Below are 16,665 nucleotides of genomic sequence, written 5' to 3'. Positions count from 1 at the left end.
TTTTTTTCTTATCAAGAGAGGTGGAGGGAAAGGCCTATGAAACCTCGGCAGCAGGCTCCTTTTGGAGAACTGTGCCAATTCCTGCAGGATTAATCCTGAGAGATAAGAAGAGCCGGGGAAACCTGATACTCTCTTCTTACTTCAAGGAGGGAGTTTTTTATTTGACCAAGAGGTGGTAGATGAAGTGGCGAGGTTATCAGAATTGGTGGAAAACAGAAAAGCAAAGTTGATTGAAAGGCTCATAGCGCAAAATGTCTACAAAACTTCAGATCATCGGCATTTATATGATGTTCCATTGGATAGACTGGAAAGCGAATACCGTTTATTAAAAGAAAATGGTAAAAAAGTTTAAAAAAGGTATTTACTTTTATAAAATACCGCGTTAACATGGTGGTGTATTAAACAAAAATTGCATAGTAAAAACAATCTTTACTTATCAAGAGAGGTGGAGGGACTGGCCTATGAAACCTCGGCAGCGGACTCATATTTGAGAACTGTGCCAATTCCATCAAGCATTAGGCTTGGGAGATAAGATGAGACCTTGTCTATTTATGTTCTTTGATGAGCCTCTTCTTGTTTCCAAGAAGGGGCTTTTTATTTTGAAAATAAGAAAAGGGGGTTCTACAACATGATTGTCTTTGAAAGTGTCACAAAGGTTTACGAAAGCGGAGGAAGGCAAATAAATGCGCTTCAAGGAATCGATTTATCTATCAATGAAGGCGAAGTTTTTGGAGTGATCGGCTTTAGCGGAGCCGGTAAAAGCTCTCTCATCCGCTGTGTGAACTTATTGGAGCGTCCTACTTCAGGAAGAGTTTTAGTTGGGGGCAAAGATCTCGCAGCTTTATCCAAAAAGGAGGTACGTGATGCAAAGCGAAAAATCGGGATGGTTTTCCAGCATTTCAATCTATTAAACTCAAAAACCGTATTTGATAATGTAGCAATCCCCCTTAAGCTGGCAAAGGTGCCTGGAAAGGAAATCAAACAAAAGGTAAATGAACTGCTTGAGTTTGTTGGGCTAAAAGATAAAGCCAGCCACTATCCTGACCAATTATCAGGCGGGCAAAAGCAAAGGGTAGGAATAGCAAGGTCGCTCGCTACCCAGCCTTCCATTCTGCTTTGTGATGAGGCAACTTCAGCCCTTGATCCGCAAACAACTGGGGCAATACTCCAGCTTTTAAAGAAGATTAATAAAGCATATAACATTACCATATTGCTGATAACGCATGAAATGGGTGTCATCCGTGAGATTTGCGATAAAGTCGCCGTGATTGAAGAGGGTAGGATCATTGAGTCGGGAACCGTTTTCGAAGTATTTTCAAACCCGCAAACCGCGACTGCAAAGAACTTCGTTAGCTCGGTTATGAATGACAGTATACCGGAATCGATTCAGAAGGCCATAAAGGAAACGGGTGGTGACAAGAAGATTTATAAAATTATCTTTGTGGGAAGCAGCGCCGGCCAGCCGCTGTTATCTAAAATCGCCAAGCAGTTCAATATTGATGTCAATATTTTATATGGAAATATCACGGAACTTCAGGGAATACCATACGGAAACCTGCTTGTTGAGTTCCAGGGTGCTGAAAGTGAAATCAACAGGGCTGTTTTGTTTATCAACATTAAAAATGTCTCGATAAAGGAGGTGCTTCCGTATGCTGGTTGATAATACCGAAATTGTTCAAGCATTGCTTGATACCCTAACAATGGTAGGATTTTCGCTCATGTTTTCCACATTAATCGGACTTCCGCTCGGCATTTTATTGGTGGTTACACGGAAGGGGCATTTGCTGGAGAACGTTCCCTTATTTACGGTTTTAAATGGATTCATAAATATTTTTCGTTCAGTGCCATTTATCATTCTGCTGGTTGCTATTATCCCGCTGACAAGGTTGATTGTCGGTACTTCAATCGGTACAGCAGCAGCGGTGGTACCGCTTGTCTTTTATGCCGCCTACATAGCCAGGCTAATTGAAAATTCATTACTGGAAGTAGATCCAGGAGTAATTGAAGCAGCGGAGGCAATGGGGGCTACCCCAAGCCAAATTATTTTCCGCTTTCTTGTACCGGAAGCTTTAAGTTCCCTTGTACTTGGGTTAACAATCGCGACCGTGGGTTTAATCGGTGCATCCGCAATGGCAGGTGCCGTGGGCGGAGGCGGTTTGGGTGATCTGGCTATTACCTACGGCTACCAGCGGTTTGACACAAAAGTAATGATCATCACCGTCGGCATCCTGGTCATTCTTGTCCAGGCGCTTCAGACCTCGGGAAACATCCTTTCAAAAAAAATAAGAAGAAGATAAGGGAGAGTGTATTGATGAAAAGATCAGTAGGATTTTTGGTGTTTTTACTTTTAATTGCAGCTATCGTTACAGGCTGCTCCATCGATAAAGCCAGAGGATCGGCTAAGAAAGAAGTAACCGTTAAGATTGGAGTCAGCGGTTCAGATAACCGTATTTGGGACTTTGTAGCAAAAAGGCCGAAAAAGGAAGGAATCAAAATTGAAATAGTCCGCTTCTCAGATTATGTGCAGCCGAACATGGCACTTTCCGAAGGTGAAATCGAGGCTAATGCGTTCCAGACAATCTCTTATTTCAATGCATTTAAAAAGGAACATAATCTTGACTTGGTACCCATCGCAACAACTGTCATAGCTCCGATGGGAATTTACTCTGACAAGTATAAATCGGTAAAAGAGCTTCCGAATGGCGGTAAAATTGCCGTACCAAACGAAGCCACCAACATGGGGAGGCCTTCCTGCTTCTCCAGGAGGCGGGGCTTATCAAATTACCTAAGAATTTTGACGGGAACGGTTCTCTTGATAAAATTGTTGAAAATCCGAAGAAATTAAAAATTGTTCCTGTTGTTGCCGGCAAACTCCGAGGGTAATGCCAGACGTTGCTGCTTCTATTATCAATAATGGTATCGCAGTCGATGCAGGTTTAAATCCAGTTAAGGACTCCATTTTCCATGAAAATGCTACAGCTAAGCCGTATATCAATATCATTGCAGCACGTACAGAGGATAAAAACAGTAAAGTGCTCAAAAAAATAGCTAAGCTCTACCAGCAGGATGATGTAGCTGAATTTATAGAAAAAGAATATAAAGGCAGCACAATTCCTACATTTGTTCCATTAAGCGATATTGGAGAATAATAAAAATGAAAAGGAGTGACATTGATGACAACAGCAATATCCAAGGTGGAGGCATTGAAGGCAGCGATTTTGGGCAATGTTGAAGAAAATAAAGAAAAGTATATTGATATAAGCCACCAGATTCATGGCAAGCCTGAAATAGGCAATGAGGAGTATTTTGCTTCATCACTGCTTGTGGATCTTTTGGTATCGGAAGGATTTGCTGTGGAAAGAAGTGTTGCAGGGCATGAGACTGCTTTCCTGGCCAGAAAAAAATCTGCTAAAAAAGATGGTCCGGTTATTGGCTTCCTTGCTGAATATGATGCACTGCCTGGCCTGGCCATGCATGCGGGCATAATATCATCGGAACCACAAGCACAGCAGCGGCTATTGCCCTTAGCAAAATTCTTGATGTGACGGGTGGAGAAGTAGTGGTCTTTGGGACGCCAGCTGAAGAAGGTGGACCTAATGGAAGTGCAAAAGGAAGTTTTGTGAAACATGGCCTTTTGGAAGGCATTGATGCCTGCATCATGGTACATCCATCAGGTCAGACCAGAATTACCAGCACCTCCCTTGCTGTTGATCCACTGGATTTTGAATTCATCGGCAAGGCTGCCCATGCCTCTGCGTCTCCTCACGAAGGAATCAATGCTTTGGATGCAGTCATCCAGTTGTTTAATGGTATCAATGCATTAAGGCAGCATGTCACAGATGATGTTCGCATCCATGGCATTATTACTCATGGAGGTGATGCTCCCAATATAGTGCCCGAATATGCAAAAGCCAGGTTTTTCATCAGGGCAGCTACTAGAGAGACACTGAATGGAGTTACCAGGAAAGTTAAAGCTATTGCGGAAGGAGCAGCGTTAGCAGCTGGCGCAGAAGTAAACGTGATTGCTTTTCAAAATGAAGTAGATAACCTGCTATTGAACAGGCGTTATGATTCGGTTTTTCAGGAGGTTATTGAAGAACTGGGGGAAAAAGTCGCAACTGGAGAAAAGGAAGGATTAGGTTCCACTGATGCAGGAAATATCAGTCAAGTGGTTCCTACCATCCATCCTTACATAAAAATTGGTCCGGATGACCTCATTGCCCATACAGTTGAGTTCCGGGAAGCAGCCCGGTCTCAAAAAGGAGATGAAGCTCTTATCACTGGAGCGAAGGCCTTGCTCTCACTGGTTTTCGCCTTATTACGGAGCCGTCAACGCTTCAGGAAATTAAACTGGAATTTTTAAAAAGAAAAGATATAGAATAATAAGAATAGAGTGGGCTGAACCGAACTGGTGCCAGTTCATTCTTTTGAATTCGAGGCATTAATATTTCCTTTCTAAGAAATATTAAGTATTATATAAATACAAATGAATATTTCCTTCGGGGTCGGGTGCAATTCCCAACCGGCGGTGATGCAGCATGTGCTGCTTAGTCCGTGACCCGGTTAACTTTGTTAACCGGTGGATCTGGTGAAACTCCAGAGCCGACAGTATAGTCTGGATGGGAGAAGGAAGCGAAATTTAAGGATTGGGCAAGGGGACAAGTGTACCCTTTTTTGCCGATGGAGTTTAACCAGCGCATAGGGTTTTTTAATCCTCCATTTTTTTCAACCCTTTATTTTATAATGCCTTTTCGATGACCCTGAAGTGTTAGTGCTTTAGGGTCTTTTTATTGTATAAAATACTCTGATGCAAAACATAGGTAAAGAGAGGTAACAAATCATGTTTACCGGAATCATTGAGGAGATTGGATTGGTTTCAAATATTCAGCATACCGGAGAATCCTTTGTGCTGACGATTGACGCAGCCAGGATACTGGAGGATGTTCATCTTGGGGACAGTATTGCTGTCAATGGAGTATGCCTCACAGTAACATCCTTTTCAAAAAACAAATTCAAGGTGGATGTGATGCCTGAAACAGTTAAGGCCACCAGCCTGCAAACAGTTAAAAGAGGCTCAAAGGTTAATCTTGAAAGGGCTATGGCAGCGGGGGGGAGATTTGGCGGACATTTTGTGTCGGGACATGTGGATGGAACAGGTGTAATAAAAGGAAAACAACAATTCGAAAATGCTGTTTACTATGAAATTGAGGCAGACAGTGATTTGTTGAGTTACATCATCCTAAAGGGCTCTGTAGCTGTTGACGGGACCAGCTTGACTGTATTTGGAGTTACAGAAGATAGCTTCACTTTATCGCTCATTCCCCACACCCTGGGAGAAACTGTTCTTGGGACAAAGGGAACAGGGGATATTGTCAACATCGAATGCGATATGATTGGAAAATATGTCGGTCACTTTTTATCAAACAGGCAGCAATCCAGTCAAAAAAGAAGTGCAAATATAACAGCCAGTTTCTTAGAGGAAAATGGCTTTAAGTAAGGAGAGATTAGCGATGTTTGATCCGATTGAAGAAGCGATATATGAACTCATGCAAGGCAAAACAGTCATTGTTTGTGATGATGAGGACAGGGAAAATGAAGGGGATCTCATTGCACTTGCACAAATGGCCAGCACCAGATGTCATAAATTTTATGGCTACACATGGAAGAGGATTAATTTGTGTACCGATTGAAGAAGAGCTCGCACAGAAGCTGGACTTGATGCCCATGGTTTCACGAAATACCGATCCGCATGGGACAGCCTTTACGGTAAGTATTGACCATAAATTTTCAACTACAGGTATTTCAGCATACGAGCGTTCTGCTACCGTAATAAGTATGCTTGACCCTAAATCAAAGCCAGCTGATTTTAAAAGGCCTGGGCATGTATTTCCTCTTATCGCAAAAAAAGGAGGAGTTCTTAGAAGAGCTGGCCATACTGAAGCAGCAGTGGATCTGGCAAAGCTTTGCGGTGCCAAACCTGCGGGAGTAATTTGTGAAATTATGAATGAGGACGGAACAATGGCCCGTGTGCCAGAGCTTCGTAAAATTGCCGACCAGTTTGAGTTGAAAATGATTACGATCAAGGATTTAATCGAATATCGCAACAGGAAGGACAATCTGATTAAGAGAGAAGTAGAAGTTATTCTTCCGACCGAGTTCGGCGATTTTAAAGCAGTAGGATATTCTAATTTGGTTGATGATAAGGAACATGTGGCACTTGTAAAAGGGGATATTGACCCAAGTGAACCTGTTCTGGTAAGGGTACACTCTGAATGCCTTACTGGCGATGCTTTCGGTTCCTACCGGTGTGACTGCGGGCCACAGCTGCATGCAGCATTAAAGCAAATCGAGCAAGCGGGAAAAGGGGTTCTCCTGTATATGCGTCAGGAAAAGCCGTGGAATAGGGCTTCTTAATAAATTGAGAGCTTATAAGCTTCAGGAAGAAGGCTACGACACTGTCGAAGCAAATGAAAAGCTTGGTTTTGGCCCCGATTTACGCGAATATGGAATTGGCGCTCAGATATTAAGAGACCTTGGAATAAAGAAAATGAAGCTTCTGACCAATAACCCCAGGAAGATTACTGGACTTAAAGGGTACGATTTAGAAGTGGTCGAAAGAGTTCCAATTGAAATGGAAGCTCGTAAAGAAAATGAGAACTATTTAAAAACAAAGCATAGTAAAATGGGCCATCTTTTTCACTATTAATATTATTGGAGGAATAACACATGGGAAACATTTTTGAAGGACATTTAGTAGGTACGGGACTTAAAATTGGAATAGTGGTAGGACGTTTTAATGAATTTATTACTAGCAAGCTATTGAGCGGAGCCCAGGATGCGCTTAAGAGACATGGTGTTGCTGAAGAAGGTGTAGATGTGGCTTGGGTTCCGGGGGCATTTGAAATTCCGTTCATGGCTCAGAAAATGGCGAAAAGCAATAAATATGATGCTGTAATTACCCTAGGTACCGTTATCCGGGGATCCACACCTCATTTCGATTATGTTTGCAATGAAACAGCAAAAGGGGTAGCATCGATTGCTTTAAATACAGGAGTTCCAGTCATATTTGGTGTTTTAACGACTGACAGCATCGAGCAGGCAATCGAAAGGGCAGGAACAAAGGCAGGAAATAAAGGTTGGGAAGCAGCTGCTTCTGCAATTGAAATGGCTAACCTTAGCCGCAGCTTTGAATAATAGAATTTTTAAAAGGGCAACGCTCCATTCATGGGGTGTTGCCCTTTTTTTGCAGAGAAAAGGCTGAATCTAAGGTTTGGGGCATAGAACAGTTTTTTTTCGCATAGAACCTAAATTACAATCATAGAAGAGTGATTTATATGCATAGAGTGGGATTTTTCACCCATAGAAAGCCAAATACAAGCATTTGAGTTTTTTTATGGCATTAAAATACAGAAATATTGGACTGCCTCCATCACTCTTTCGTACTGATCGATAAAATCCGCATCCTAAATTCCTAGTTTTATAAAAGGCTGTTTTCTAAGAGATTGTTGTTTTGCAAATAGGTTTTTAAAAGCAAATCGTTGAAAAAGAAGTTGATTGGAGCGGAAGGTGCGAGCTCCTCGAAAATGCTCTCGCATTTCCTTCGTGCGGTGTTGATTCTAGGAAGATGATTCAACGTCCTGCGGGAGCAGCGGGACAGGTGAGACCCCACAGGCGCTGTGCGCCGAGGAGGCTCATCGCCCGCCCCGCGGAAAGCGAGCATCCTGGAGTGGAAATCAACTACTCCTTAAATAGCAACAAAGTATACGAAAACAGCCTTATAAAAAAATCCACTTTTCTTTTCCGAAATTCATTCTTTTCAATTCTTTTTTAGAAGTTAAGAAAAAGTTAAGGCAAGCCTTGGATAATGAACCTTGTAAGACAGTAAGCGGTGTAAGGAGGAATAGAAATGGAACAAGATTTTGAAAAAAAGAAGTCTAAAAAAAGGAGGTGGTTATTGATACCGTTTCTGGCAGTTATCCTTGCTGCAGGATTTTTTTCGATGCATAGAGGCTGGTTCGATGGACTGGGCAGAGCACCATTCTTACAAAATGCTCATTCCAAATTTAATGGTGGGCCAGCTGCACCTTTCGGAAATAATCAAAATAAGGCCTTTCAAAAAGGAGACCGCCAGGATGGACTTTCACAAAATGGACCTTCACTAAATCATCCTTTCTTCGGAAACCGTGACATGAATGGCAGCCAGAGCCAATTTGCTAAAGGATTTGGACATGGACCTATGGATCGAGGCTTCCACGGCAGGGAACATCATGGTTTCGGCTTGTTCGGTTGGATGCTGGCAGCGGCAATTTTCTTCCTGGGCTGGTTTTTACGTAAGTTTTCTGGGAACAGTTTGTTGAAGAAATGGACAGGCTGGCTTTTGATGCTGATTGGCCTGGTTATGATTTTTAAAGTTTTTTTACTGGCTGCAGCAGCAGTAATACTTATCGTTTGGCTTTTTAAAAAATGGATAATCACAAACAAAAATGACAGTTGGGATATTCCAGTTTCATTTCAGGTGGCAACAGGAACTATTAACACTGATGCAGACAAGTTAGACGAATGGGAAAGAAATCTTTTTAAGGAGGAAAATTAAATGGGTATCCTAAAACGCGTTAAAACCATCTTTACAGCAGATGTACACGAAGCATTGGACAGAATGGAAAATCCAATAAGCATGATGAATGAATATATGCGAAATCTCGAGGAGCAGGTTGGTGATGCACAGAAGGCTTTCGCCACCAATTATATCTTGAAAAAAGATATGAAATTCTAGTAAACGAAGCAGAAGCTCTGGTTGCGAAACGGAGCCGTCAGGCAGAGCTTGCAGTTTCGAGAAATGAAGAAGACATGGCAAGGCTTGCCCTTAAGGAAAAAATCCTTGAAGAGGAAAAACTAACAGCCTACCGGGAACAATTTTCTGCCATCAAGGAGCAGACCTCCCGGCTTTACGAGCAAATTAGCAAGTTAAATGAAAAATATCAGGAATTAGAGGTCAAAAAGCTTAGCCTTCTGACAAGGGCGCATGCAGCAAAAGCGATAAAACAATCTCATTCCGCCCTATCAAACTTTGATACTGCAAGCGCTGTAAGAGGCTTTGCAAAAGTCGAAGGATATGTGCAAAAGCTTGAAGCAGAGGCAGCAGCGAGCACGCATTTTTATCAGTTTTCAACAGGAACAAAATCAGCAGCCATCCAAACAGATTTGCTAGATGCGATTGATAAGGAATTGGCGAAGCTAAAGGAAGCCAAATAAGAAAACACCTAAAACCCGAAAAACCATCAGTGTTTTGGTCTTACCCTGTCAAGCAGACAACAAAAAAAACTATGCAGCCAACGCGTACAATATTCAGTCGGTGCGCGTTGGTTTAGTTTCATTTGAGTACGTTTGAAATTGTAGTGATTGATATATTCTTCAATCGCTTGTCGTATCTCCATTTAAGAATTACACGGTTCTATATACAACTTCTATGTTTTGAGATGTGTAAAATTGAGAATTCCTAAATCCTCCCCCAATACTTTATAACTATTAGATACATTAATATATTTCATGAATTTATCTTTATTTGTTTTTTAGCCAAAGCAAAACCCCCTCCAAGTGACATTCTTTTCTTCACGGTATTGAAAATTTTTTGAAGAATATCTACTTAAAGGGGATAATAACATTGAGTGGTTTTATTAAATCAATTAATAATCATTAGTTATTTTTACAGAAGCATGGATGCCTTCATCCTGGGAAAATCGTAATTCAACCAAAATCCTTTCAGCAGGGAAGTTATGATATTCCTGCAGATATTCTGAAACTGCATCGACAACTTCCTGCTCGTTAAAATATCTTTGCATATGCCCTTGAATCTGTGAAGAAGCAGAAAATCCATATTGTTGGTTAAACTGCAAGTCTGCATCCACGTCCTGGGGAGAAGCGTTATCGCGATATGCTGCATAGACACAGACACTGTCTACAACGTCTTGTTCATTTAAAAGAAGTTCCATAATTATTACCCCTTAATACCGTCTTCTAGAGAAAATACTCTTAATTATCCGTATAATAATGAGAATAACAACGATATCGATCAGGATTGGAAGGATTGAAAACCCGCCACCGCCATAACCTCCATAATATCCACCGCCACCAAAGGGATGAAGCATACTGCCCAACAATGCTCCGGCACCAAATGCTGCTCCGTGGGTCAGAATGCTCTTTGTTTTTGATGACCGCTGTTGGTTATTATTGTAATTCTGCTGATTATTGTAGGATGGTTTTTTAGTTGCATTGCTTGATGGGCTTTTGTATCCCGAACGATATGTGCTGCCGCTCTTTGAACTGATACTGCTATTAGAATGGGAAAAAGTGCTGCCTCTCGAACTGCCTCCCCTGAATCCCTTCGCATCAGCGATACTTGGCAAAATTAGTGTAAATATTAACAGGATAATGAATGAAGTCTTTTTCACTATTAATACTCCTTTCTGAGATGTGATGTTTTCGCCATTATTTATAATTGGCATTTACCCTTTTTCGGGATTGCTAAGCTTTTTTTGCTTTCCTAAATTTATATAAATACAATAGCAGGAGTTTGCAGGATAGTGTGTAATGGTCCAAGGATAATGAAGTTAAGGAAATATTTCTCGGAACGACATAGCAGTTTGTGACTGCCCATAGATTTTATGAAAAAAATGATTTCCAAGAGATTGAAAAGCGAGACCTGCCGGAGAACTATCCTGTTATGGGGGTAGATAGGAAGTTTTATAGGTATGAAATCTAAAAACACCTGGCTGGATACCAGGTGTTTTTAAAGATTAAAAATCAAAATTGTCAGGATCTGGCCGATACGCTCGTTTTTATTTAAGCCATTAATTGTTTCCATTTCTTCTGCTGTTAACTCGAAATCAAAAATATCAGCGTTTTCAATGATGCGGTGTTCTTTTATCGATTTTGGAATAGTAACCACTTCATTTTGTAAATCCCAACGCAAAATAATTTGCGCAGAAGATTTCTGATGCTTTTCAGCAATCTCAACAATGGTCGGCTCTGTTAAAAGCTCTCCTTGTTTTAGAGGAGACCAGGCTTCAAGCTGGATGCCTTCTTTTTTACAGAATTCGTGAAGCTCTTTTTGTGTTAAATGTGGGTGGTATTCCACTTGGTTAACCATCGGCTTGATTTCAGCAATTTCTAGAATATCCTGTAAATGATGGACATGGAAGTTGCTTACACCAATTGCACGGACGCGGCCATCTTTGTACAGCTTTTCGAGCGCCTTCCATGTTTCAACATACTTGCCTTTAACAGGCCAGTGAATTAAGTAAAGGTCAAGATAGTCAAGACCAAGCTTTTCCATGCTTGTTTCAAACGCTTTTAAAGTAGATTCGTAGCCCTGCTCGGCATTCCAAACCTTTGTTGTAATAAACAATTCTTCACGAGGAACTTCCGATTCTTTAATCGCTTGCCCAACGCCTTCCTCATTTTTGTAAACTGCAGCGGTATCAATGCTTATGTATCCATTTTTTATGGCTGCCTTTACTGAATCGATTACTTCCGAGCCTTCCTGTACTTTAAAAACTCCAAGTCCAAACCACGGCATTTCTACTCCGTTATGCAGGACAGTCGTACTTTTTAAATTTGTTGGCATAATAATACCTCCTTCATTTTCTGCCTTCTTATTTTCTCATAATAGCCGAAAAACTAAAAACATTTTGCTGTATTTTACAAATAGCAGGGAAAACCAGCAGGCACTCATTTTCGTCCATAACAAATGTTTATCCAAATGAAAAGGCAGTCCTCAGATCCAATATCAGGGACTGCCTTTTTTTCATTAACGGGTGTACGTATCGGTTATTCCCAGGTAATACTTTTCAGTAGAGTTTGTTTGAAAAGCTGCAAGATAAAATCAATATAATAGTCTTTCCTTACAATGACCTGATGGCTGTTATCAGTGTAAGTGTTAAAGATCGCATCAGTATAAATGTCATTCTCATCAAAGAAAATACGGATAGCTTCTAAATGCTTGGCTGATTCCTCATTTCTGAAAAGAATGGTGATTTCAATATCACTTTCACTTTGCTTCTCTGATATTGTCAGTATTTCTTTATCATATTGATACTTCAGCTTCATGACCCTGCCTCCATTAAATAAGATATCTGAAATAAATATAAACGGTACAAACGAGAATAGATAATATCATTAAAGGAAAAGCAATTAACAAAAACCTGGTAAACGTGATCGGATAACCTTCCTTTGCCGCCATGCCTGCCACAATTACATTAGCGCTTGCTCCAATTAGTGTACCATTACCGCCAAGGCAGGCACCAAGTGAAAGGCTCCACCAGATTGGTTCCAGGTTATGGATGCCCATTGATCCCATCTCTTTTATCATCGGAATCATCGTAGCAACAAATGGAATATTATCGATAAATGCCGAAGCGATCGCACTAACCCAGAGGATTAAAATAGATGTTGAAGTGACATTTCCACCGGTTAAATGAATCGAGTAGTCGGCCAGCTGTTTGATGACACCTGTTTCCATCAAACCGGAGACGAGAACAAATAACCCGACAAAAAAGAAAATTGTTGTCCATTCCACTTTATGCAATGCTCTATCCAAATGCTGTTCCCCGGCCATCAAAAGAAGGAGAAATGCACCGCCTAAAGCAATTGATGCAGATTCAATATGGAGCAATTGATGCAGAAAGAATCCTAATATGGTTAGTCCTAAGGCCGTCAGTGATTTCAAAAGAAGTTTTTTATCCCTAATTTCCTTTTTTTCATCCAAGGCCATCAAAGCTGCCTTTAATTGGTCTGATGTTTTAAGCTGCTTACGATAAATAATTGTCAATACGGCTAAATTTATCAACAGTATCAAAAAGGAAATAGCGGATAGATTGTAGATGAATTCCATAAAAGTCAGCTCTTTAACTGCACTTCCAAGCATAATATTTGGTGGATCTCCAATCATTGTGGAAGTCCCGCCAACATTAGAGGCGATTATTTCCATCATTAAGTAGGGCATGGGATTGACCTTTAACTGCCTGGTGATACTGAAGGTTACAGGCACCATCAATAATACAGTAGTGACATTATCGAGCAGAGCGGACCCAAATGCTGTGATTAGTCCAAGAGTAATTAATATTTTCAACGGACTGCCTTTTACTTTTTTTGCTGACCAAATGGCAATGAAATGGAACAAGCCTGTTTCAGCTGTGATGGCCACCATGATCATCATCCCTGTGAGGAGCCCTAGCGTATTAAAGTCAATGTGATGCAGGGCTGTTTCCTGATCAATTATTCCAAAGAACACCATCAATATTCCTCCAGCCATGGAGATGATGGTCCGATGGATTTTTTCTGTTACGATAAAAGCATATGCAACTAAAAATATGCCGATTGCTAATGCTGTTTCATTTGACACAAGTCCACCTCTTCTCTTTGCGCTAAATCTTTCTGTGCTTGTAATAGTATTTGCAAAAAAAATGCAAAAAGGAGCCTGTGTTGACAGGCTCCTCCAGAAAACGCAGTGTATTCGATTAACTATAATTCTATTAAAGTAAGATTGTAATGTAAAGATTTAAATGCTAACAGTTGTAGCCGCTGCCAGAATTCTGTTCATAGCCTCCAATTTAAAAAAGGTTAAATTGAAAGCCAGAGTTCGTATATCCGGCAGCAATATTTATTTTATTTATTTTTCGGCTGAAAACAATGGATAAATTGTGAATTTATTACATTCAATTAAACAGTTGACACAAGTATTTTTATTTTATATGATTACTTCATCATCTTAAAGGTTTAAAAATTTAAACATTAAAAGGTGATGTGAGGAGTTGAATTATGGGCCAAAAAGCAGTGGAAGTATTTCGTTCATGTATACCACTTTTTCAAACGCTTAGTGATCCTCACCGCCAGGATATTATTCTGCTTTTGGCAGACCATGAGGCTTTGACCGTAAATGAAATTACAGAACAATCAAAGCTGTCACGCCCGGCTATTTCCCATCATTTAAAGCTTTTGAGGGATAGCGGCTTAATTGCGGTTGAGCAGAAAGGAACACAGCGTTATTATTCTTTATCACTGGATACATCCGTTAATCTTTTAAAAAAATTGATAAATACGGTGGAAAATGATTGCCTTTAGGAAAACCCTGAAGGCAAAAAATAAACAGTTTACGTTCAAGTGTTTAAACATTTAAAATTAAAGGGGAGATTTTTATGAAAAAAGGCAGTGTACTAATTACTGGAGCATCTGGTGGAATAGGGGAAGAATTTGCGAGAAGATTTGCTGAGGACGGATATGATCTTATTTTAGCAGCGAGGAACGAAGAGAAGCTTCAATTTTTAAAAAATGAACTGGAATCTAAATACTCAAACAATGTTTTAATTTTCCCGTTTGATTTATCCGTTCAGGAGAATGTTGAGAAGTTATATCAGGAACTCTCAGTAAAAAAAATCAATGTGGACATTCTTGTTAATAATGCAGGCTTTGGATTGTTCGGAGAATTTACCGGCACGGATTTGAACAGGGAACTAAATATGATTGATTTGAATGTAAAAACATTGACCCACATGACCAAGCTATTTTTAGGAGGAATGATACAGCGAAATCAAGGCAAAATTCTAAACATCGCTTCTACCGCTGCGTTTCAGCCAGGCCTTTAATGGCAGTCTATTATGCTACAAAGGCATATGTGCTATCTTTTACAGAAGCATTGGAAAATGAATTGAAGGGTACCGGGGTGACGGTCTCGGCTCTCTGCCCCGGAGCCACCGAAACAGGTTTTTCAAAGGCGGCAAACCTGGAAGAATCTAAGCTTTTCGCCAGCAGCGTAATGGATGTAAAGACGGTTGTTGATATCGGGTATACGCAGCTTTTTAATAAGAAAACAGTGATTATTCCTGGTTTCAAAAACAAGCTGCTAGCTGCAAGTGTTCGATTTATGCCAAGGAAAATGGTAACAAGTGTAGTCAGGAAAGTGCAGGAAAGGCTGGACTCCTAGCCGCCCAATATCCTATGGGACCGGGCAAATTCTGCCCGGTCCCATTATTCTTATTCTCCAGTTTCAAGGTTAATGGTATATTTCGCAAAGCCTCCAAATGATGGACCGATATACGTTATATTTTTCGATTGGAGTGCATACTTTTTTGCCTCAGGTGATGAGTTAAAAACCGTCGTAACATTACCCTTGATGGGGGCAATAGCCCAGTTTTTGTCAGCCGTAGGGTTAATTGTTTTGTTTTCTTTGATATAATCAGCTACGATCTGCTTGTTTTCGTCAGGAGAACGATAAATGATTTCTCCTCTGCTGACACCAGGATACGTTTTGCTTGATGCTCTGTAATTGTTTGTAGCTATGATAAACTTTTGATCAGGTGTAACTGGCTTCCCTTTATAGGTTAACTTTAAAATCCTGTTTGAACCGGCATTAATAAGATTTTCAGAAGGATCATATTTTGCAGGCTTTGTGACATCCACTTGATAATTTACCCCGTCAATTACATCGAAGCTTGAGGAGCGAAAATCAGGATTGATGAGCTGCTGTTCGCCTCCCTTGGCAGGAATGATTTGCTGGAACTGTCCGGCACTCATTTCGAGCCATTCCTTCAATTGTGCTCCGTTTATAAGTACTGCCTGTAACGTATTGGGATAAAGGTACAAATCAGTAATATTTTTTATTGCTAAAGTTCCCGCTGGTATGTCTGTGTAATAGGCAGTGCCTCTTCCGCCTGCTTTAAAAGGTGCTGCCGCAGAAAGAATAGGAATGCCGGCATACTTGCTATAACGGGCGTCTTTTAACACTCTTTGTAAATAATTAGATTGCGCTTGATTAACAATCTGGACAGAGTAGTCATCCTGAACGAGAGAAAAATAACTATAAATGGGTGAGGATGTTTTACCGATTGGCTTATTGACATATTCTATTGTTGCTTTGTGTTCTGGCTCTATTTCTTTAAATAGAGGTTCATCCACCTTTACAAGTGAATTTCCATTTTCATCACTAATAGGGCGTGTAGAAGCTTTACTTTGTACTACGATCCACTTTCCATGGTCTTTTTGAAGCTTGAGATCAATAATTCCAAGGTTATTGCCATAGGATCCCGCCATGACAACAGGCTTGCTGTTTATTGTGCCGTTTACAAGATTTGCGGCAGGCAAATCTTTGTATAGGGGACCAGGAAACACCTTATGAGAATGGCCTGTTAAAATGGCATCAATACCTTCAATTTTTGTTAGATAATAAGCTGCATTTTCCATTTTAGCGGTATATGGCTCTGAACTAATCCCGGTGTGGGCGAGGGCTACAATGATATCAGAACCCTTCTTTTTCATGATAGGAACAAACTTTTTAGCCGACTCCAAGATTGATCTGGCATGAACTTTTCCTTCAAGCTTTTCTTTATCCCACTCCATAAGTTGTGGGGGAATGAATCCGATTACACCGATCCTAAGGGAATGTTTTTTTCCTTTATCATCAGTAACGGTTCTCTGTAGGATAACGTAGGGCTTAAAATAATTTGTTTTTTTATTGGCGCTATATACATTGGAATTGACTGCGGGCATTTTCGCTCCCTTAAGTGCTGAATTTAAAAAGTCCAAACCATAATTAAATTCATGGTTTCCCAGAGTAAAGACGTCATAGCCAAGCATGTTGAAGGCGCGGTAGACGGGATGGATATATCCGGCGTC

The 16,665-nt window shown here is 40.5% G+C and carries 15 protein-coding genes, 5 pseudogenes and 3 riboswitches; of the genes and pseudogenes, 13 read left to right on the top strand and 7 right to left on the bottom strand.

What is annotated here, in order from left to right; all coding sequences use genetic code 11:
* Positions 1-5: 5 nt before the first annotated feature.
* Positions 6-109: riboswitch (SAM riboswitch) on the top strand.
* Between the two features lie 75 nt (positions 110-184).
* The 11 genes and pseudogenes from RCG23_RS07570 (at position 185) to RCG23_RS07520 (ending at position 9,252) form a co-directional block, all read left to right on the top strand.
* Positions 185-352 carry a Fur-regulated basic protein FbpA gene (locus RCG23_RS07570; protein ID WP_308179228.1) on the top strand — a complete coding sequence of 56 codons (168 nt, stop codon included), beginning with the start codon at positions 185-187 and terminating at the stop codon, positions 350-352.
* Between the two features lie 78 nt (positions 353-430).
* Positions 431-535, top strand: a riboswitch (SAM riboswitch).
* 93 nt (positions 536-628) lie between these two features.
* Positions 629-1,660 (top strand): methionine ABC transporter ATP-binding protein, encoded by a 1,032-nt coding sequence (locus tag RCG23_RS07565; RefSeq protein ID WP_308179227.1) that lies wholly within the window; start codon positions 629-631, stop codon positions 1,658-1,660.
* Entirely contained in the window at positions 1,650-2,297 is a 648-nt protein-coding gene (locus tag RCG23_RS07560) for a methionine ABC transporter permease (protein ID WP_308179226.1), read from the top strand. Before RCG23_RS07565 ends, RCG23_RS07560 begins: the two co-directional genes overlap by 11 nt.
* 14 nt (positions 2,298-2,311) lie before the next feature.
* Positions 2,312-3,149: pseudogene (locus tag RCG23_RS07555) on the top strand (MetQ/NlpA family ABC transporter substrate-binding protein).
* A gap of 24 nt (positions 3,150-3,173) precedes the next feature.
* Positions 3,174-4,383 (top strand): annotated as a pseudogene (locus RCG23_RS07550) (M20 family metallopeptidase).
* Positions 4,384-4,491: 108 nt separating this feature from the next.
* Positions 4,492-4,635: riboswitch (FMN riboswitch) on the top strand.
* Between the two features lie 205 nt (positions 4,636-4,840).
* Positions 4,841-5,497, top strand: a complete 657-nt coding sequence (gene ribE, locus RCG23_RS07545; RefSeq protein WP_308179225.1) for a riboflavin synthase — start codon at positions 4,841-4,843, stop codon at positions 5,495-5,497.
* A 13-nt stretch (positions 5,498-5,510) separates the two neighbouring features.
* Positions 5,511-6,706 (top strand): annotated as a pseudogene (locus RCG23_RS07540) (bifunctional 3,4-dihydroxy-2-butanone-4-phosphate synthase/GTP cyclohydrolase II).
* A 20-nt stretch (positions 6,707-6,726) separates the two neighbouring features.
* On the top strand, positions 6,727-7,194 hold the full coding sequence (gene ribE / locus RCG23_RS07535; RefSeq protein ID WP_308179224.1) for a 6,7-dimethyl-8-ribityllumazine synthase: 468 nt from the start codon (positions 6,727-6,729) through the stop codon (positions 7,192-7,194).
* Positions 7,195-7,906: 712 nt separating this feature from the next.
* Positions 7,907-8,593: a hypothetical protein gene (locus tag RCG23_RS07530; protein ID WP_308179223.1), complete on the top strand. Its 687-nt coding sequence runs from the start codon at positions 7,907-7,909 to the stop codon at positions 8,591-8,593.
* Positions 8,594-8,773, top strand: coding sequence for a PspA/IM30 family protein (locus RCG23_RS07525; protein WP_308179222.1), 180 nt, complete (start codon positions 8,594-8,596; stop codon positions 8,771-8,773).
* Positions 8,767-9,252 (top strand): PspA/IM30 family protein, encoded by a 486-nt coding sequence (locus RCG23_RS07520; RefSeq protein WP_308179994.1) that lies wholly within the window; start codon positions 8,767-8,769, stop codon positions 9,250-9,252. The genes RCG23_RS07525 and RCG23_RS07520 overlap by 7 nt, the downstream gene beginning before the upstream one ends.
* A 26-nt stretch (positions 9,253-9,278) precedes the next feature.
* Here RCG23_RS07520 and RCG23_RS25910 read toward each other — a convergent pair whose 3' ends face one another.
* The 6 genes and pseudogenes from RCG23_RS25910 to RCG23_RS07495 all read right to left on the bottom strand — a co-directional run bounded on the left by RCG23_RS25910 (position 9,279) and on the right by RCG23_RS07495 (position 13,399).
* Positions 9,279-9,434 carry an IS3 family transposase gene (locus RCG23_RS25910; RefSeq protein WP_374049813.1) on the bottom strand — a complete coding sequence of 52 codons (156 nt, stop codon included), beginning with the start codon at positions 9,432-9,434 and terminating at the stop codon, positions 9,279-9,281.
* A gap of 249 nt (positions 9,435-9,683) precedes the next feature.
* Positions 9,684-9,989: a DUF2653 family protein gene (locus RCG23_RS07515; RefSeq protein ID WP_308179221.1), complete on the bottom strand. Its 306-nt coding sequence runs from the start codon at positions 9,987-9,989 to the stop codon at positions 9,684-9,686.
* Positions 9,990-10,001: 12 nt separating this feature from the next.
* Positions 10,002-10,448, bottom strand: a complete 447-nt coding sequence (locus RCG23_RS07510) for a hypothetical protein (RefSeq protein WP_308179220.1) — start codon at positions 10,446-10,448, stop codon at positions 10,002-10,004.
* 345 nt (positions 10,449-10,793) lie between these two features.
* Positions 10,794-11,623: pseudogene (locus RCG23_RS07505) on the bottom strand (aldo/keto reductase).
* Positions 11,624-11,826: 203 nt separating this feature from the next.
* Positions 11,827-12,105: a hypothetical protein gene (locus RCG23_RS07500; RefSeq protein WP_308179219.1), complete on the bottom strand. Its 279-nt coding sequence runs from the start codon at positions 12,103-12,105 to the stop codon at positions 11,827-11,829.
* 13 nt (positions 12,106-12,118) lie between these two features.
* Positions 12,119-13,399, bottom strand: coding sequence for an ArsB/NhaD family transporter (locus RCG23_RS07495; protein WP_308179218.1), 1,281 nt, complete (start codon positions 13,397-13,399; stop codon positions 12,119-12,121).
* Between the two features lie 416 nt (positions 13,400-13,815).
* On the opposite strand from RCG23_RS07495, the gene RCG23_RS07490 reads away from it, so the two are divergent.
* Both RCG23_RS07490 and RCG23_RS25905 read left to right on the top strand, forming a co-directional pair.
* The gene (locus tag RCG23_RS07490) at positions 13,816-14,118 is read left to right on the top strand and encodes an ArsR/SmtB family transcription factor (protein ID WP_308179217.1); all 303 of its coding nucleotides are present in this window, start codon (positions 13,816-13,818) and stop codon (positions 14,116-14,118) included.
* 74 nt (positions 14,119-14,192) lie between these two features.
* Positions 14,193-14,977, top strand: a pseudogene (locus tag RCG23_RS25905) (SDR family NAD(P)-dependent oxidoreductase).
* Between the two features lie 50 nt (positions 14,978-15,027).
* On the opposite strand, the gene RCG23_RS07475 reads toward RCG23_RS25905, so the two are convergent.
* Entirely contained in the window at positions 15,028-16,653 is a 1,626-nt protein-coding gene (locus tag RCG23_RS07475; RefSeq protein ID WP_308179993.1) for a bifunctional 2',3'-cyclic-nucleotide 2'-phosphodiesterase/3'-nucleotidase, read from the bottom strand.
* Positions 16,654-16,665: the final 12 nt, after the last annotated feature.

It is taken from the genome of Neobacillus sp. PS3-34, assembly GCF_030915465.1.
Classification (GTDB): domain Bacteria; phylum Bacillota; class Bacilli; order Bacillales; family Cytobacillaceae; genus Neobacillus_A.
This window is presented reverse-complemented; position numbering and strand designations above follow the sequence as displayed.

What these genes read in the sequence shown, in the direction of transcription:
- ribE (WP_308179224.1), top strand. Translation starts at nt 6,727, where the DNA reads ATGGGAAACATTTTTGAAGGACATTTAGTAGGTACGGGACTTAAAATT.
- RCG23_RS07525 (WP_308179222.1), top strand. Translation starts at nt 8,594, where the DNA reads ATGGGTATCCTAAAACGCGTTAAAACCATCTTTACAGCAGATGTACAC.
- RCG23_RS07515 (WP_308179221.1), bottom strand. Translation starts at nt 9,989, where the DNA reads ATGGAACTTCTTTTAAATGAACAAGACGTTGTAGACAGTGTCTGTGTC.
- RCG23_RS07490 (WP_308179217.1), top strand. Translation starts at nt 13,816, where the DNA reads ATGGGCCAAAAAGCAGTGGAAGTATTTCGTTCATGTATACCACTTTTT.
- RCG23_RS07560 (WP_308179226.1), top strand. Translation starts at nt 1,650, where the DNA reads ATGCTGGTTGATAATACCGAAATTGTTCAAGCATTGCTTGATACCCTA.
- RCG23_RS07565 (WP_308179227.1), top strand. Translation starts at nt 629, where the DNA reads ATGATTGTCTTTGAAAGTGTCACAAAGGTTTACGAAAGCGGAGGAAGG.
- RCG23_RS25910 (WP_374049813.1), bottom strand. Translation starts at nt 9,434, where the DNA reads ATGGAGATACGACAAGCGATTGAAGAATATATCAATCACTACAATTTC.
- ribE (WP_308179225.1), top strand. Translation starts at nt 4,841, where the DNA reads ATGTTTACCGGAATCATTGAGGAGATTGGATTGGTTTCAAATATTCAG.
- RCG23_RS07500 (WP_308179219.1), bottom strand. Translation starts at nt 12,105, where the DNA reads ATGAAGCTGAAGTATCAATATGATAAAGAAATACTGACAATATCAGAG.
- RCG23_RS07530 (WP_308179223.1), top strand. Translation starts at nt 7,907, where the DNA reads ATGGAACAAGATTTTGAAAAAAAGAAGTCTAAAAAAAGGAGGTGGTTA.